Genomic DNA, 16,668 nt, shown 5'->3' on the forward strand with positions numbered 1-16,668 from the left:
TAGAAGAGAGTCTCACCGCGTGACAGATTTGCAAGAGAACCAGGCAGCGGCCGAGGTCCCTACGGACCCGGCCGCTCATGCCGTCCAGATGGTCGGTCACCACTATCGTGTCGAAGACTTCTACGAGGTCGGACGCGAGAAGGTGCGCGAGTTCGCTCGCGCCGTCCAGGACGCGCATCCCGCGCACTACGACGAGTCGGCAGCCAAAGGCCTCGGATACGACGGTCTGATCGCTCCCATCACTTTTGTCGCGATCGTGGGTGCCATTGCTCAGCGACGTCTGTTCGAAGAGATCGTCACAGGCTACGACTTGAGTCAGATTCTTCAGACCGATCAGCGTTTGGTGCTGCACAAGCCCATGCAGGTCGGTGACCGACTCTTCTGCGATGTCTTCCTGGATTCGTTCAGGCAGGCCGCAGGTAGCGACATCATCGTGACCAAGAACATCATCACCGATCAGAACGACGAGGCAGTTGTCACCACGTGGACAACGCTTGTAGCTCGAACGGGTGGGGAAGTGGACGAGAACATCGCCCACGCAGTCAAGGACGTGATGATGCATGTCGCTTCGTAAATTCTCCGACGTGAGTGTCGGCGAACTTCTCCCCGAGAAGTCCGTCACCCTGACACGCGGAAACCTCGCCAACTATGCCGGTGTCTCGGGAGATCCGAACCCGATTCACTTCAGCGACGAGGTTGCACGACTTGCCGGCTTGCCGGACGTGGTTGCGCACGGTATGCTCTCCATGGGCATCGGTGCCGGTTACGTCACCGAATGGCTGGGAGATCCGGGCGCAGTGACCGAGTACAACGTACGGTTCACGAGCCCGGTCATCGTGGCGGCCGACAAGGCTGCCGAGATCGATTTCACCGCCAAGGTGAAGTCGATCGACGAAGAAAGCAAGACCGCAGTACTGGCAATCGTGGCCAAGTCCGAAGGTAAGAAGATCTTCGGTCGTGCCACTGCCACGGTCCGTCTAGCCTGATCGCAGGGCGGATTGTGTTTGTTCCGGGGCTTTGAAGTACACTGAGATTTCTGGGATTCCTCAGCGCTGCGCGCTGCCCTGAATGTTGCAAGACATTCACCTCGGGTAGCGCGTATGTTGTGTGATCGCAGAACGGTTGATTCAGGCAGGGTTCACCTGTCGAGGTCGACCAAAGGGGCGTAGCTCAACTGGCAGAGCAGCGGTCTCCAAAACCGCAGGTTGCAGGTTCAAGTCCTGTCGCCCCTGCCCCCGGATGCCAGCGACTGAGAGGAACGACGTGAGCGAGGAGCGCGCCAAGCGCGACGCCGACACTTCGGATGCGGAGACTTCAACGTCTGCCGATTCGACCGGTGTCGACGACACTGCAGCTGACGCGACTACGCGTTCCGATCTGTCGCTGGACAAGGACGGTGCCGAAGAGGTCCCCTCCGCACCCAGTGGGGTTTCCAACAAGCCGACCGGCAAGCGCGCTGCACGCGGCGCCTCGGTCAGCGCGTCCACCGTGAAGACTCCGGCCCGGACGGCATCCCGAACATCATCGGCCAAGCCGACTGCAACGAACCCCGGCAAGAAGCCCAAGGCGAAGAAAGACAACATCTTCAAGCGCCTGCGCAAGTTCTTCCGCGAGGTCATCGCAGAACTCCGTAAGGTCATCTGGCCGAACCGCAAGCAGATGATCACCTACACCAGCGTCGTGCTGACGTTCGTGGTCTTCATGGTCGCTTTCATCAGCGGCGTCGATATCGCTGTGATCAAGGGTGTCACCTGGCTGTTCGGCTGATCGCCGTAGCAGCCGGGCGTCTTTGCCTGCGAGCGCGACAAGACCCGACCCGGGTCCGAGTAACGAGAGGAAGCGAGTGCCCCAGTGAGCACCCCCGAGAACGACACGAATGAGGCTTTGGCCGAAGAGCGTGTTTCTGCCGAGGCGGCAGCCGAAGTAGACGTCGTGGTTGCCGAAGGCACCGATGCAGACGTTGCCGAAGGCACCGATGCAGACGTTGCTGAAGACGCTGCCGACACTGCAGCGACCGAGGACGTCATCTCCGACGATGCCGAGAACTCCGACGAGGCCGCTCCCGCCGCCGAGCTCGAGGTCGAGGATCCCGTTGCCGAACTCAAGGCCGCGCTGCGTCGCGCCCCGGGCGACTGGTACGTCATCCACTCGTACGCCGGTTACGAGAACAAGGTCAAGACCAACCTCGAGACCCGCGTTCAGAACCTCGACGTCGGTGACTACATCTTCCAGGTGGAAGTTCCCACCGAAGAGGTCACCGAGATCAAGAACGGTCAGCGCAAGCAGGTCAACCGCAAGGTCCTGCCCGGATACATCCTCGTTCGCATGGAGCTCAACGACGAGTCGTGGGGCGCCGTGCGCAACACGCCTGGCGTCACCGGGTTTGTCGGTGCCACGTCGCGTCCCTCGCCGCTGACCCTCAACGAGGTCGTCAAGTTCCTGCTCCCGCAGCAGGAGCAGAAGAAGCAGCAGGCTGCAGCGGCCGCCGTCGCAGCAGGCGAGGCACCGTCCGAGTCCTTCGGCAAGCCCCTCATCGAGGTCGACTTCGAGGTCGGCGAGTCGGTCACCGTCATGGACGGCCCGTTCGCAACCCTTCCGGCCAGCATCAGCGAGGTCAACGGCGAGCAGCAGAAGCTCAAGGTTCTCGTGTCGATCTTCGGTCGTGAAACCCCGGTTGAGCTCAACTTCAACCAGGTCGCGAAGATCTGACCACCCCAAAAACTTGCAATTTGTTCGACGCAAGACACACACCCAAGCTAGAAACTAGGAACTAGAGATGCCCCCAAAGAAGAAGAAGCTCGCCGGGCTCATCAAGCTGCAGATCCAGGCAGGTCAGGCTAACCCTGCACCTCCCGTGGGTCCCGCGCTCGGTCAGCACGGCGTGAACATCATGGAGTTCTGCAAGGCCTACAACGCGGCGACTGAGTCCCAGCGCGGCAATGTTGTGCCGGTCGAGATCTCGGTCTACGAAGACCGGACCTTCGATTTCAAGCTGAAGACCCCTCCCGCTGCCAAGCTGCTCCTCAAGGCAGCCGGCGTCGCCAAGGGCTCCGGCGAACCGCACAAGACCAAGGTCGCCTCGGTGACCATGGATCAGGTGCGCGAAATCGCGAAGACCAAGGCTGAAGACCTCAATGCCAATGACATCGAGCAGGCCGCGAAGATCATCGCCGGCACCGCTCGTTCCATGGGCATCACGGTCCAGGGCTAGTAGTCCGCTCCACAGCATTACGTGGGAGGGCCGGCCAGGCCCCGACCACAACTGAACCATTCACCACTGCACAGGTAGTTCGCTGCAGTGATAAGTAAGGACAGAACAAATGGCAAAGCGCAGCAAGGCGTACCTCGCCGCCGCTGAGAAGATCGACGCAGACAAGCTCTACAGCCCGCTTCAGGCTGCAAAGCTCGCCAAGGAGACGTCGTCCACCAAGATGGATGCAACCGTTGAGGTTGCAGTTCGTCTGGGCGTCGACCCCCGTAAGGCTGACCAGATGGTCCGCGGAACGGTCAACCTGCCCCACGGCACCGGTAAGACCGCTCGCGTCATCGTGTTCGCTGTTGGCGAGAAGGCAGCAGAAGCCGAGGCTGCAGGCGCTGACGTAGTCGGTGCAGAAGACCTGATCGAGCGCATCCAGGGTGGATGGGTCGATTTCGACGCCGCAATCGCGACTCCTGATCAGATGGCCAAGGTCGGCCGCATCGCCCGTGTCCTCGGACCGCGTGGCCTGATGCCGAACCCGAAGACGGGCACCGTCACGGCGGATGTCACCAAGGCTGTCAACGACATCAAGGGCGGAAAGATCAACTTCCGCGTCGACAAGCAGGCCAACCTGCACTTCGTCATCGGCAAGGCATCGTTCGACGATGAGAAGCTGGTGGAGAACTACGGCGCAGCCCTGGACGAGATCCTGCGTGCGAAGCCCTCGTCGGCCAAGGGCCGCTACGTGAAGAAGATCACGGTCTCGACCACCACCGGTCCGGGCATCCCGGTGGATCCGAACCGTACTCGCAACCTCCTCGAGGATGCTGCAGACGCGTAAGCAGTCCGCATACGAACAAGAAGGCCGGCAGGGATCATTCCCTGCCGGCCTTCTTGTCTGTTGTGGGCGAGGTCCGCCTCGCTGTGCAGTGGCATCCGGTACAGCAGTGGCATCCGGTACAGCAGTGGTATCCGGTACAGCAGTGGTATCCGGTACAGCAGTGGCATCATCGGGTGTATGCACGAAGCGTTCCAGTTCCTCGGAAACTTTTGGTGGCTGATCTTCGTTTTCGGCGGCACCATCGGTGGGGCGCTGAAAGGTGTCGCGGTTGCCAACGAAAGGCGGATCGAGCGCCGGCAAGAGCGCTTCCGGCTCAAGCAGCAGACCAAGGTCGCCATCGCGCAGGCCAACGCACAACATCACGCAGACGAAGAAACACAGCGTCGAGAGCTGGCCAAGGCAATCGAGCAGCACGATGCGGTCGACGCCCGATGGTTCTCGTACGAGCTCGACCCGGTCACACTGCTCGACACTCCGATGATGACGGACATGCGTGAGCCTTTGACGGCCGATTTTCATCGAGCCAAATATCGTGCCGATCTGCTCCGTCCAGGCAATCCGGAGACGATGATCGGTAACCAGCAGGCACAAACCGAGTACCGCGAGGCGGTGCACGCTTACTCGATCGCCTTCGAGATCGCGGAAGCGGAGGCGAAACGTCGCCGTCGGAGCGGATTCACCCTCGACGAACAAGAGCGCCTGGTACGGGCGCAACGTCTGCTGCGACTGGCCATGGACGATGGCGCGACGCCACAGGAACGTCAGAGTGCGTATCGGAAGGCCCACAAAGAACTCGACGGGCTGATGGTGCTGCCGGACCGAGCTCGGGCAGAGATCGAACACAAGATCGCCAGGGCTATCGGTGCTTGAAGAAACGGGGTGCGTGAAGAAACCAGGTGCGTGACGAACCCGATTTGGTTATGCAGCAAGTAGTCAGGTAGTCTTCGACGCGGAGTTCAGTGCTGGATATGAACTTCACCCCAAAATCATGTTCTACCCAAGACCGTTGGTGATTGCACTCAGTAATGAGTGTGGTTGAAAGTCCGGGAGTGCCCGGCGGCCCACGTAGGTGAACGAGGTAGGGGGATAGCTTGATGTAGTGGTTCTACAGTTTGCCTGGTTATGCACTGCTTTGTGTTGCATGGTTACGCTGATTCGTAAGCCTCTTCTTCATGTTTCCTCTGTACGCCCCGTGCGCTTGCGCCGGGGCGTTTTGCATGTCGCGGACAGTGTCTTCTCGGGTTCACCCCGATGAGGTGCAGCGGTTCCTGAGTGGGACAACGACTGTCACGAGAGGAGGCGAAGTATGGCAAAGCCTGAGAAGGTTTCCGCAGTTGCGGAAATCACCGAGCAGTTCAAGGGTTCGACCGCCGCTGTGGTCACGGAATACCGTGGCCTTTCGGTTGGCAACATCACGACACTGCGACGCGCTCTCGGAGAAGGTGCCACCTACTCCGTCGCCAAGAACACCCTGGTCAAGCGTGCCGCCGCAGAGGCTGGCATCGAGGGCCTTGATGACCTGTTCGTTGGTCCGACCGCCATTGCATTCATCAAGGGCGAACCGGTCGACGCTGCGAAGGCTCTGAAGAACTTCGCTAAGGACAACAAGGCGCTCATCATCAAGGGCGGCTACATGGACGGCGCTGCGCTGTCCGTGGAAGAGGTCAACAAGATCGCGGATCTCGAATCCCGCGAAATCCTGTTGGCAAAGCTTGCCGGCGCGATGAAGGGCAACTTGGCAAAGGCCGCAGGCCTGTTCAATGCTCCCGCTTCGCAGATGGCCCGTCTGGCCGCTGCCCTGCAGGAGAAGAAGGCTGCAGAAGGCGGAGCCGCAGAGGCCCCCGCAGAGGCTGCCACCGAGGCTCCGGCCGAGGCCGAAGCCGAAAGCTGATCCGCACCCGCGCATCACTGGCATAACCCCGCCCGGTCGCGGATCAGCGACATGGGACTTACAGGAAGGACCGCCACAATGGCGAAGCTCAGCACCGAAGAGTTGTTGGACCAGTTCAAGGAGCTCACCCTCCTCGAGCTCTCGGAGTTCGTTAAGGCATTCGAGGAGACCTTCGAGGTCACCGCTGCTGCTCCCGTCGCCGTCGCCGCTGCAGGCGCACCGGCTGCCGGCGCAGAAGCTGCTGAAGAGCAGGACGAGTTCGACGTCGTCCTCGAGTCGGCTGGCGACAAGAAGATCCAGGTCATCAAGGTCGTCCGTGAGGTCGTTTCCGGCCTCGGCCTGAAGGAAGCCAAGGACCTCGTCGAGAGCGCTCCGAAGGCGATCCTCGAGAAGGTTGCCAAGGACGCCGCAGAGGCTGCCAAGGAAAAGCTCGAAGCTGCCGGCGCAAAGATCGTCATCAAGTAAGACGGTTTTCCCGCTGCTCTTCGCGAGTAGTAACGAAGAGGGCCACTCCCCACGGGGGAGTGGCCCTCTTTTTTTGAACTTTTTTCGCGGGTGATATGTCGGAATCCATGCAGGTGGGAGGGGTGTCCGAACTGGGCTGTGACCTGAATTATGCTTCTTCCCTACTCGTTAGTAGTATTCGCAGTCACGGGTACCACTCCCATGCGATAGAGTGACCCAACCCACACGGGTGCATGCATGCAACGGACGTCGCGGAGGTAATGGTGGGAGTCGAGGTAGCGGTACAAGGACTGACAAAGTCTTTCGGGTCGCAGAGGATTTGGCAGGACGTGTCGTTGACACTTCCCGCGGGTGAGGTCAGCGCACTGCTCGGGCCTTCGGGTACCGGTAAGTCGGTGTTCCTGAAGTCCCTGATCGGACTGCTCCGCCCTGAACAAGGCTCCATCGTCATCGACGGCACGGACATCCTGCAGTGCTCCTCCAAGGAGCTCTACGAGATCCGCAAACTGTTCGGCGTTCTGTTCCAGGACGGCGCTCTGTTCGGCTCGATGAACTTGTACGACAACATCGCCTTCCCGCTTCGTGAGCACACCAAGAAGTCGGAATCCGCTATCCGCAAGATCGTGATGGAGAAGTTGGACCTCACCGGTCTGGTCGGCGCCGAGGACAAGCTTCCCGGTGAGATCTCCGGCGGTATGCGCAAGCGTGCCGGTCTGGCGCGTGCACTCGTCCTCGATCCCGAGATCATCCTCGTCGACGAGCCTGACTCCGGTCTGGACCCGGTGCGCACGACCTACATCAGCCAGACGCTGATCGACATCAACGCGCAGTCCGACGCGACGATTCTGATCGTCTCGCACAACATCAACCTCGCGCGCACGGTGCCGGACAACATCGGCATGCTCTTCCGTCGTCAGTTGGTGATGTTCGGCCCTCGCGAGGTGCTGCTCACCTCGGACGAACCCGTCGTCAAGCAGTTCCTCAACGGAACGATGATCGGTCCGATCGGTATGTCGGAAGAGAAGGACGAGGCCCAGATGGCGCACGAGCAGGCGCTCGTCGACGCCGGTCACCATGCTGGTGGTGTCGACGACGTCGAGGGCATCGTGCCGCAGATGAAGGCCACCCCCGGAAACCCGGAGCGTCAGGCCGTTCGTCGTCGCCAGGAGCGCGTCCGCCAGATCATGCACACCCTCCCAGCTAACGCTCAGGCGGCAATTCAGGACAGCCTGGACGAGGTTGACGGAACTGGGCAGTACGATCCCCAGTACGCCGAAGCGAGCGGCTATCAGGGGGAGTGGAACGACAACTCGCAAGACACGCAGGTCATTCCTGCATACGAGGGCGATCCCTACGGAAACACGACACACGGGCAAGGGTAGGCATATCGGATGGGGGTTACCCGCAACTCGGTTCTGAGTCCGGTCAACGGAGCATTAACTCAGGCCGGAAACATCGTCGAACTGTTCGTCGACGTCGTCAGGAATACGTTCCGGCGTCCATTTCAGTTCCGTGAGTTCATCGAGCAGGCCTGGTTCATCGCCAGCGTGACGATTTTGCCGACGGCATTGGTAGCCATCCCTTTCGGCGCCGTCGTCTCATTGCAGACCGGTTCGCTGATCAAGCAGTTGGGTGCAGAATCGTTCACCGGCGCTGCCAGCGTCCTGGCGGTGATCCAGCAGGGTAGCCCTCTGGTGACAGCATTGTTGGTCGCCGGTGCGGCCGGATCGGCCGTGACGGCCGATCTCGGTTCACGAACCATTCGCGAAGAGATCGACGCGATGGAAGTCCTCGGAATCAATCCGATTCAGCGCCTGGTGGTTCCGCGTGTACTTGCGATGGTGCTGATCGCTGTGCTGCTCAACGGACTGGTGTCCGTCGTGGGTATCGCGGGTGGTTACTTCTTCAACGTGATTCTGCAGGGCGGTAACCCCGGTGCCTACATCTCGTCGTTCTCAGCTTTTGCGCAGCTACCGGACATCTGGAGCGGTGAGATCAAAGCCGCGGTGTTCGGTGTCATCGCAGGTGTGATCTCCGCGTACAAGGGACTTCACCCGTCCGGTGGCCCCAAGGGCGTCGGTGAGGCGGTGAACCAGGCCGTCGTCATCACGTTCCTGCTGTTGTTCTTCGCCAATCTGATTCTGACGATGGTGTACCTCCAGATCGTGCCGGCGAAGGGATCTTGACCTAAATGACCATCGCACGAGGCCGCGGCGATCAGTTCCTGCTGAAGAGCCGCAAAGTTGCCAAGATTCCATTGAACGCGTTGGACCGCGCGGGCGAGCAGATGTCGTTCTACGCGCGCGCAATCGCGTGGACACCGCGCACCCTGCACCGGTACCGGAAGGAGACACTTCGGCTGCTCGCCGAAGTGACGTTCGGTAGCGGTGCGCTCGCAGTCATCGGCGGAACGATCGGCGTGATCGCGATGATGTCGGGATTCACCGGTGTCGTCGTCGGTTTGCAGGGCTTCGCGGCCCTCGAGCAGTTGGGTAGCTCGGTTCTGACCGGCTTCCTCTCCGCTTACGTCAACACCCGTGAGATCGCTCCGATCGTTGCGGCTCTTGCGCTCTCGGCCACGGTGGGTTGTGGTTTCACAGCTCAGCTCGGCGCCATGCGAATCTCGGAGGAGATCGACGCACTCGAGGTCATGGCGGTGCCGTCGGTGCCGTTCCTGGTCACGACCCGCATGATCGCCGGCTTCGTCGCCGTCATCCCGCTGTACATCGTGGGTCTGCTTGCGGCGTACCTCGCCTCGAGAGTGATCAGTACGGTGTTCAACGGGCAGTCGACGGGCTCGTACGACCACTACTTCAACCTTTTCCTGCCACCGCAGGACGTGCTGTATTCGTTTGCAAAAGTCCTGGTCTTCGCCTTCGTACTGATCCTGATCCACTGCTACTACGGTTTCCACGCCTCGGGTGGTCCCGCAGGCGTGGGCGTGGCCGTCGGCCGCGCTGTTCGTGCCGCAATCGTGACGATCGCCGTTCTCGACTTCTTCCTCAGCCTCGCAATCTGGGGTACCACGACGACAGTGAGGGTGGCCGGATGATCGAGGCTCCGTCAGTCCTGCGCCGCCGTGTGCTCGGACTCGTGTTCTTCGTGGTGTTGGCCTTGTTCCTGGCCTTCACCATCGGAACTTTCAACAAGACGTTCAAGGACGTAGTGAAGATCGACCTCGTGACCGACACCGTCGGAAATGCTTTGCCGCCCAACGCGGACGTCAAGGTGCGTGGGTTGCTGGTGGGCGAGGTGCGATCCGCGTCGACAAAAGACGGCCAGGTCACGTCGGTCCTCGCGATCGAACCGGACAAGGCTGATCTGATTCCGTCCAACGTCACGGCGCGTCTGCTTCCGAAGACGCTTTTCGGTGAGCGATACGTCTCCCTGATCATCCCGGAGGGAACCACCGCGACCCCGATTTCCGCGGGAACGGTGATCCACCAGGACAAGAGCGGCAACGCTGTCGAGGTCGGCGACGTTCTGGACGGGCTGCTCCCACTCCTGCAGGCCATTCCGCCGCAGGATTTGGCGAACACTCTCGGGTCTCTCGCTCAGGGCCTGACGGGACGCGGTGCCGAGCTCGGTTTGACAGTCGATCGTCTCGAAGAGATCTTCCGCGGCGTCAACACCGAACTACCTGCCGTGCAAGAGGATCTGCGGAAGTTCGCGGACTTCTCCCAGACGTACTCGGACGCTGCGCCCGATCTGGTCAACGCTCTGGACAATCTGCGGACAACGGGTAACACGGTGGTGCAGAAGCAGGATCAGTTGCGGACACTGCTGGCGTCGCTCACCGCGACCTCGTCGAACACAGCAGCATTCCTCGAGACGAACTCGTCCTCGATCATCACGCTCGCTGCGGATTCGACCGAAGCGCTCCAGCTGTTGGCGCAATACTCGCCGACCTTCGGGTGCACATTCAAGGGCTTCTCGGACACTGCTCCGGAAGCGGCCAAGATTCTGTCCACCGACGCGCCCAATCCCGGTGTGCGTGCGAGTATTCAGATCGTGAACCCCAAGGGCCGCTACCTGCCCAACCAGGACGAACCCCGGCTCGTCGACAACCGCGGCCCGGTTTGCTACGACAACGTCACCGAGCCCGGTCGCCCGTTCCCGCAGTACCCCGGTGGGTCGTACGGTGACGGTTCCTACCAGGTGCCGTCCCGCAACCCAGGACCCGCGACCATGGAATTCCTGCCCGCACCCGAGGGCTCCGGACCGCAGCTCTTCTCGACCAACAACAGTGGTCCTGCACAGCAGGCCGGCTACGCGGGCTCGCGACTCGAAGAGGATACGTTGAAGGTGATCTACGGACAGGCCAACGGTGTTGCGCCGGACGACGTTCCGGCGTGGACCACAATGGTCAGTGCTCCGGCATTCGCCGGTGCGGAGGTGAGCGTCCAATGAGAGGACTCGCAGCTCCGCTGACAAAGCTCATCATCTTCGTGGTGGTCACCGTCCTGGCGACGGGATTGCTGGCGGCCAGTATCGCCAACCTCGGCGGTGGCGGAGGAACCAAGTTCAACGCAGTATTCTCCGACGTCACTTCGCTGAACGAGGGCGACGAGGTACGCATTGCCGGTGTTCGTGTCGGGCAGGTCGAGAAGATCGCCATCGTCAACGACAATCAGGCCGAGGTGCAGTTCTCGGTATCCGACCGTGATTGGTTGCCGGCGAGTTCCATCGCCACGATCCGGTTCCGCAACCTGGTGGGGCAGCGGTACATCTCCCTCTCACAAGGCGAAGGTAGCCAGGGCAAGAAGATCACCGGCGGCGACACCCTGCCGCTGGCGCAGACGCGCCCGGCGGTCAACCTCACGACGCTCTTCAACGGATTCAAGCCGCTGTTCACCACCCTGAGCGCGGACGACGTCAACAAGTTGTCGTACCAGATCATCCAGGTTTTCCAGGGTGAGTCGGGCACCATCAGTGAGCTCGTACGCAACACCGCGAGTCTGACCAACACCGTTGCCGACAAGGACGCTGTCATCGGCGCGGTGATCAAGAACCTCAACGACGTTCTCGACACCGTCAACGCGAATGACAAGAACCTCGATTCGCTGATCGTCAACACCCAGCAACTGGTCACCGGGTTGGCCAACGAGCGTGGTGTGGTCGGTTCGGCCGTGACCTCACTCGCCGGCCTGACCGACGCGACGGCAGACCTGCTCGAGCCGACGCGGCCGTCGATCCAGGGCTCGATCACGGCACTCAACACGTTGGCGACGACACTCAACCGTCGTAGTGACGACGTGAATGCGGTGCTCGAGACCTTGCCGGTCAAGCTCGACAAGCTCTCCCGCGTCGCGAGTTACGGTTCCTGGTTCCAGTTCTACCTGTGTGGAATCGACATCGTCGCCGGTCCCGGACAGTCTGCGTCGCTGAATCTGCCCACCGGCCTGCCGACGGTCAACCAGCCGATCTACACCAACGCGGCCACGCGATGCACTCAAGACGGTATGAGGGAGTTGCAAGGTCGATGAGTAAACGTCGCAGTCCGGCAATGGCCGGAGCCATCGGTATTTTCGTGGTGCTGTTAGCCACTTTGTCAGCGTTCTTTCTCGATTCGCTTCCGTTCGTGGGGGCAGGTTCGTCCTACTCCGCCGAGTTCTCCGAAGCCGCCGGGCTCAAGCCCGGTAACGAGGTTCGTATCGCCGGTGTGAAGGTCGGCAAGGTCACCTCCGTTGATCTCGACGGAGATCGGGTTCTCGTCGACTTCAAGGTCAGTGACGCGTGGGTCGGCGATCAAACCTCGGCGTCCATCCAGATCAAGACGATTCTGGGGCAGAAGTACCTCGCACTCGATCCGCGCGGAACCGACAACCTCGATCCCAAGGACCGGATTCCGCTCGAGCGCACCACGTCTCCGTATGACGTTGTTCAGGCTTTCTCGGCAGCGGCGGACACAGTCGGTGACATCGACACCGACCAGTTGGCGAAGAGCATGGAGACGTTGTCCCAAGCCTTCTCCGAGACACCCGGCGACGTGCGAGCCTCGCTCGACGGAGTCAGCCGGTTGTCCCAGACGATCGCGAGCCGCGATCAGGACTTGCAGAAGCTCTTCGACGCGACCGGGAAGACGTCACAGATCCTTGCTGATCGCAACAAGGAATTCACCCAGCTCATCCGCGACGGTGGACTTCTGGTGCAGGAGCTCAACAATCGCCAGCAGGCGATTTCGCAGCTGCTCACCGGAACTCAGCGCGTCTCTCAGCAGCTCACCGGTCTCGTTCGTGACAACGAGGCGGCAATTGGGCCGGCGCTGACGCAGCTCAACGGCGTCATCGACATCCTGAAGGCCAACAACGAGAACTTGGACAAGGCACTGAAGCTCTACGAACCCTTCATTCGCTTGTACGCCAACGTGGTCGGCAACGGCCGTTGGTTCGACCAGGTCGTCGTGAACCTCCTTCCGCCGGGTCTACCGGATATTCCGGGCTACCGTGACCCTGTTCGTACGTTGGGAGGCAACTGATGGCTGATACTGCCGAAGCCGGAAGCGGCTCCAAGAAGCGCTCGATCGCGATCATCGCTGCTGTTCTCATCGGGTTACTCGTAATCGGTGGCGCGCTGTGGTGGGTGTTCACGCGCGCTGGAACGACCAAGATCACTGCCTACTTCGACAAGTCGGTGGGTATCTACGACGGGTCCGACGTTCGTGTCCTCGGTGTCAAGGTCGGCACCGTCGAATCCGTCGAACCTCAGGGAGATCAGGTCAAGGTCGAGCTTCGTGTCGATCGTGGGATCGACATCCCCGCCGGCGCCAGTGCTGCCCAGATCACGCCGTCGGTGGTTGCCGACCGCTACATCCAGTTGACTCCGGTCTTCACCGGCGGCGACAAGATGGCCAGCGGTGCAGTCATTCCGATCGAGAAGACAGCGACGCCCGTCGAGGTCGACCAGTTGTACTCCAGCATCGACGAACTCGCGTCGGCCCTCGGTCCCGAAGGCGCCAACAAGAACGGTGCGCTCTCCGATTTCGTCGAGACCGGCGCGGCCAACCTCGAGGGCAACGGTGAAGCGTTGGGAGACAGCATCACCAACCTCTCGGATGCCGCACGGACGCTGAACGATTCGCGTGACAACATCTCGCTCACCATCAAGAACCTCGATACGTTCGTCGGTGCGCTGGCTGCCAACGATCAGCAGGTGCGTCAGTTCAACACTCAGCTGTCGGATCTGACCGGATTCTTGGCGGGTGAGCGAGACGATCTCGGTGCCGCTCTGAATCAGCTGTCGATTGCTCTCGGCGACGTCGCGAAGTTCGTGGCCGACAACCGCGATCAGTTGGTCCAGACAACCGAGGGACTGGTCGAACCGACGCAGACATTGGCGAACAACAAGGAAGCGCTGGCCAACACGCTCACCATGCTTCCTCTGGCGATTTCCAACCTGGTCAACTCCTACGACGCCGAATCAGGAGTGCTGGCTTCACGTCTGGCGTTCCCGGATCTTCAGAACCCGGCCGGAGTGCTCTGCAAGTTGATGGATCTCGGCAAACTGTTGCCCGGTGATCCGCGGTTCGAGGCGTTGGGAAGGCAGATGCAGCCGGCAATCGACCAGTGCGCAAATGTCGCCGCGATGACCGACGCGGCCAATCAGGCCGCAGGCCTGAACCTTCCCTTCGGCATCCTCGCCGGTTCCGAACGGCAGATGCAGGTAGTTCCGGGCACTGTGCCCGGCGTCGTGTCACCGCGGCTGACCAGTGGAAACGGGGAGGGCGAGTGAAGCGTTCATTGATTTTCGGCGCCGGATTGTGCGCTGTCCTGATCTCGGCAACCGCCTGCTCGTCCGAGGGTATCTACGCGGTCCCGCTTCCGGGCGGTCCTGATGTGGGCTCGGATCCGATGCACTTGACCATTCAGTTCGACGATGTCCTTGACCTTGTTCCGCAGTCTGCGGTGAAGGTCGACGGCGTTCCCGTCGGTCGCGTCGACGACGTGTCGGTCGGACCGGACGGATGGACCGCAGATGTCGGCATCGTCCTCGACTCGTCGGTTGATCTGCCCGCCAATGCAATTGCCGCGGTCGAGCAGACGAACCTGCTCGGCGAGAAGTTCATCCAACTGTCAGCCCCGCCGTCCGGACCGGACTCTGCGAAGCTGGCCGACGGCGATCTGATTCCACTCGATCGCACCCGGCACGCCACCGAAATCGAGCAGGTTCTCGGGGCGCTGTCGCTGCTGCTCAACGGCGGCGGTGTCGGCCAGTTGCAGCCCATCGTCGAAGAACTCGGGGCCGCGTTCGACGGCCGCGAAGGCAAGACGAGAAGTCTTCTGGAGCAGGCGAATACTCTCATCGGTGGACTCAACGAGCAGCGTGACGACATCACGCGCGCCCTCGACGGACTCGACGTGCTCTCGAGTCGAGTCAACGATCAGAACGAGAAGATCGGCAAGATTCTCGAGGAACTGCCCGTTGCGACACAGGTTCTCAACGAGCAGCGTCCGCAGTTGACGCAGATGCTCGCTCAGGTGGATCGACTCGGAACAGTGGGAACCGACGTTCTCACGCAGTCCAAGGACGATCTGATCGCAGATCTTCAGGCTCTTCGTCCGACGCTGCAGGCGCTCGCCGACTCCGGTGACGACTTCGTCGGGGCACTTCCTTTCCTCCCGACATTCCCGTTCCCGGACGGTGTCGAGAAGATTGCGCAGGGTGGTTCCGTGAACCTCTTCCTGAGCGTTGACCTGCAGATCGGCAATACTCTCTCGGGTCTTGGTGTCGGACAGGGTGAACCGGAATACCGTCAGCCGAAGTTCGGCAACCCCAAGCCGGTAGTCGATCCGTCCAACCCGTACTACAACGGCAATGGGCCGCGGCCGGGTTGGCCGACGGTGTCACTGCTGCCGATCGCTCCGATCCTGCCGCAGATCCCCGTCGTCGCTGGTCTTCCTGCCACAACGGCGGGAGACCCGGCAACCCCGGCGCCGGCGGCGGACCCACTCAATCCCATCCAGGGAATGCTGGAACAGTTCGGAATTGGCGGTGATGGACAGTGAGATCAGCTCTGGTCAAATGGCAGCTCGTCGGCTTTGTCTTGGTTGCGCTTCTGGGGCTCATCTACGTCGGTGCCAAGTACGTGCGTCTGGACAACCTCATGGGGTTCGGTCAGTACACGGTCAAGACCGAACTGGCCACGTCCGGTGGAATTTTCACGAACGCCGAAGTTACGTATCGCGGCGTTCCGGTCGGCCGAGTCGGCGACATGTCGTTGACCGAGGACGGAATCCAGGTCGACCTGAAGATCGACAACAGTGCTCCGGAGATTCCCTCGTCGGCCCGCGCAGTCGTGGCTAACCGCTCCGCCATCGGCGAGCAGTACGTCGACCTTCAGCCCGATACCGATCAGGGACCTTTCCTCGAGGACGGATCGGTGATTGCGGTGGGGGACACCACAACTCCTATCCCGATCGAGGATGTCCTGACCAGTGCCAACGGCTTGGTCAAGTCCGTGCCGGTGGACGCACTCCACACCGTCGCCGTCGAACTCGGTGCTGCGTTCAACGGCAAGGGTGAGGACATTCAGGTCCTGGCCGATTCGTTGTCCGGTCTCTCACAGTCCGGTCTCGATACCTTGCCTCAGACACTCGCGCTGATTCGCAACAGTGAGACGGTTCTGACGACGCAGTCGGACCAGTCCTCTGCGATCAAGCAGTTCAGTAGCGATCTCGATGCTGTCACGGCGCAGTTGCGGACCAGCGATCCGGACATCCGACGCTTGATCGACAACGGCATTCCGGCCAGCGATCAGATTGGCGCTCTCATCAACGAGGGTGGTCCGAGCCTGACGACCGACCTGACAAACCTGGCGGCCACCACCAAGACACTTGCGCCGCGAACGATCGCGCTGCAGCCGTTCCTGATCTTCCTTCCGGGCCTGGCTGCTGCCGCACCGACGGTTGCTCCCGGCGACGGAACTGTCCATCAGGGCTTGGTGCTGGAGACCAACAATCCGCTCTCGTGCACGGTGGGTTACGAAGGCACGATGGCGATCCTGGACGAGATGAAGCGTCAGAATCCCAATTTCGACGACACCCAGCAGGATTTCCCGCTCAACACCGCGGCGTCGTGTGAGGTGCCGTTGGGCAGCGAGACGGGTGTTCGTAGTGCCAACCGCGTGGTTTACGCCGATCCCGACACGATCCAGCCTTGGGACTTCAAGCCGAAGGTCGATCCGGACAAGTTGAACCTCAACCCGATCGCGACGCAGTTGGCGCCGATGCTCGGAGTGACACCGAAGTAGACCGATCCGAATGTGATCGAGTT

The 16,668-nt window shown here is 61.2% G+C and carries 18 protein-coding genes and 1 tRNA gene; all 19 read left to right on the forward strand.

The features are described 5' to 3' along the window. Positions 1-19: 19 nt before the first annotated feature. The 19 genes from hadA (at position 20) to R4P65_RS01175 (ending at position 16,645) form a co-directional block, all read left to right on the forward strand. Entirely contained in the window at positions 20-574 is a 555-nt protein-coding gene (gene hadA, locus R4P65_RS01085) for a (3R)-hydroxyacyl-ACP dehydratase subunit HadA (RefSeq protein ID WP_019744315.1), read from the forward strand. Continuing rightward, a complete protein-coding gene (gene hadB / locus R4P65_RS01090; RefSeq protein ID WP_317825157.1) occupies positions 561-986 on the forward strand; it encodes a (3R)-hydroxyacyl-ACP dehydratase subunit HadB in 426 nt (141 codons plus the stop codon). Before hadA ends, hadB begins: the two co-directional genes overlap by 14 nt. A 173-nt stretch (positions 987-1,159) precedes the next feature. Continuing rightward, positions 1,160-1,232, forward strand: a tRNA-Trp gene (locus tag R4P65_RS01095). Between the two features lie 31 nt (positions 1,233-1,263). Next, complete coding sequence (gene secE, locus R4P65_RS01100; protein WP_230812147.1) at positions 1,264-1,767, forward strand: preprotein translocase subunit SecE; 504 nt, start codon at positions 1,264-1,266, stop codon at positions 1,765-1,767. An 84-nt stretch (positions 1,768-1,851) separates the two neighbouring features. Continuing rightward, on the forward strand, positions 1,852-2,709 hold the full coding sequence (gene nusG / locus R4P65_RS01105) for a transcription termination/antitermination protein NusG (protein ID WP_050655835.1): 858 nt from the start codon (positions 1,852-1,854) through the stop codon (positions 2,707-2,709). Positions 2,710-2,776: 67 nt separating this feature from the next. Continuing rightward, on the forward strand, positions 2,777-3,211 hold the full coding sequence (rplK, locus tag R4P65_RS01110) for a 50S ribosomal protein L11 (RefSeq protein WP_003941896.1): 435 nt from the start codon (positions 2,777-2,779) through the stop codon (positions 3,209-3,211). Positions 3,212-3,320: 109 nt separating this feature from the next. Continuing rightward, positions 3,321-4,040, forward strand: a complete 720-nt coding sequence (gene rplA, locus R4P65_RS01115; RefSeq protein ID WP_003941982.1) for a 50S ribosomal protein L1 — start codon at positions 3,321-3,323, stop codon at positions 4,038-4,040. A 177-nt stretch (positions 4,041-4,217) separates the two neighbouring features. Next, complete coding sequence (locus tag R4P65_RS01120; protein ID WP_317825158.1) at positions 4,218-4,910, forward strand: hypothetical protein; 693 nt, start codon at positions 4,218-4,220, stop codon at positions 4,908-4,910. Between the two features lie 436 nt (positions 4,911-5,346). Further along, on the forward strand, positions 5,347-5,931 hold the full coding sequence (gene rplJ, locus R4P65_RS01125; RefSeq protein ID WP_003942074.1) for a 50S ribosomal protein L10: 585 nt from the start codon (positions 5,347-5,349) through the stop codon (positions 5,929-5,931). A gap of 78 nt (positions 5,932-6,009) precedes the next feature. Next, positions 6,010-6,396, forward strand: a complete 387-nt coding sequence (gene rplL / locus R4P65_RS01130; RefSeq protein WP_003941857.1) for a 50S ribosomal protein L7/L12 — start codon at positions 6,010-6,012, stop codon at positions 6,394-6,396. Positions 6,397-6,656: 260 nt separating this feature from the next. Continuing rightward, positions 6,657-7,778, forward strand: a complete 1,122-nt coding sequence (locus R4P65_RS01135; protein WP_317825536.1) for an ABC transporter ATP-binding protein — start codon at positions 6,657-6,659, stop codon at positions 7,776-7,778. A 9-nt stretch (positions 7,779-7,787) separates the two neighbouring features. Next, positions 7,788-8,582, forward strand: a complete 795-nt coding sequence (locus R4P65_RS01140) for an MlaE family ABC transporter permease (protein WP_003942038.1) — start codon at positions 7,788-7,790, stop codon at positions 8,580-8,582. A gap of 5 nt (positions 8,583-8,587) precedes the next feature. Next, complete coding sequence (locus R4P65_RS01145; protein ID WP_230812149.1) at positions 8,588-9,448, forward strand: MlaE family ABC transporter permease; 861 nt, start codon at positions 8,588-8,590, stop codon at positions 9,446-9,448. Next, on the forward strand, positions 9,445-10,806 hold the full coding sequence (locus R4P65_RS01150) for an MCE family protein (protein WP_230812150.1): 1,362 nt from the start codon (positions 9,445-9,447) through the stop codon (positions 10,804-10,806). Before R4P65_RS01145 ends, R4P65_RS01150 begins: the two co-directional genes overlap by 4 nt. Beyond that, on the forward strand, positions 10,803-11,882 hold the full coding sequence (locus R4P65_RS01155) for an MCE family protein (RefSeq protein ID WP_230812151.1): 1,080 nt from the start codon (positions 10,803-10,805) through the stop codon (positions 11,880-11,882). The genes R4P65_RS01150 and R4P65_RS01155 overlap by 4 nt, the downstream gene beginning before the upstream one ends. Further along, positions 11,879-12,874: an MCE family protein gene (locus R4P65_RS01160; protein WP_230812152.1), complete on the forward strand. Its 996-nt coding sequence runs from the start codon at positions 11,879-11,881 to the stop codon at positions 12,872-12,874. The genes R4P65_RS01155 and R4P65_RS01160 overlap by 4 nt, the downstream gene beginning before the upstream one ends. Then, the gene (locus tag R4P65_RS01165) at positions 12,874-14,127 is read left to right on the forward strand and encodes an MCE family protein (protein WP_317825159.1); all 1,254 of its coding nucleotides are present in this window, start codon (positions 12,874-12,876) and stop codon (positions 14,125-14,127) included. The genes R4P65_RS01160 and R4P65_RS01165 overlap by 1 nt, the downstream gene beginning before the upstream one ends. Beyond that, positions 14,124-15,401, forward strand: a complete 1,278-nt coding sequence (locus R4P65_RS01170) for an MCE family protein (RefSeq protein WP_317825160.1) — start codon at positions 14,124-14,126, stop codon at positions 15,399-15,401. The genes R4P65_RS01165 and R4P65_RS01170 overlap by 4 nt, the downstream gene beginning before the upstream one ends. Next, on the forward strand, positions 15,398-16,645 hold the full coding sequence (locus R4P65_RS01175) for an MCE family protein (RefSeq protein WP_317825161.1): 1,248 nt from the start codon (positions 15,398-15,400) through the stop codon (positions 16,643-16,645). The genes R4P65_RS01170 and R4P65_RS01175 overlap by 4 nt, the downstream gene beginning before the upstream one ends. Positions 16,646-16,668: the final 23 nt, after the last annotated feature.

The organism is Rhodococcus sp. IEGM 1318 (assembly GCF_033142465.1).
Taxonomy (GTDB): Bacteria; Actinomycetota; Actinomycetes; order Mycobacteriales; family Mycobacteriaceae; genus Rhodococcus_F; species Rhodococcus_F qingshengii_B.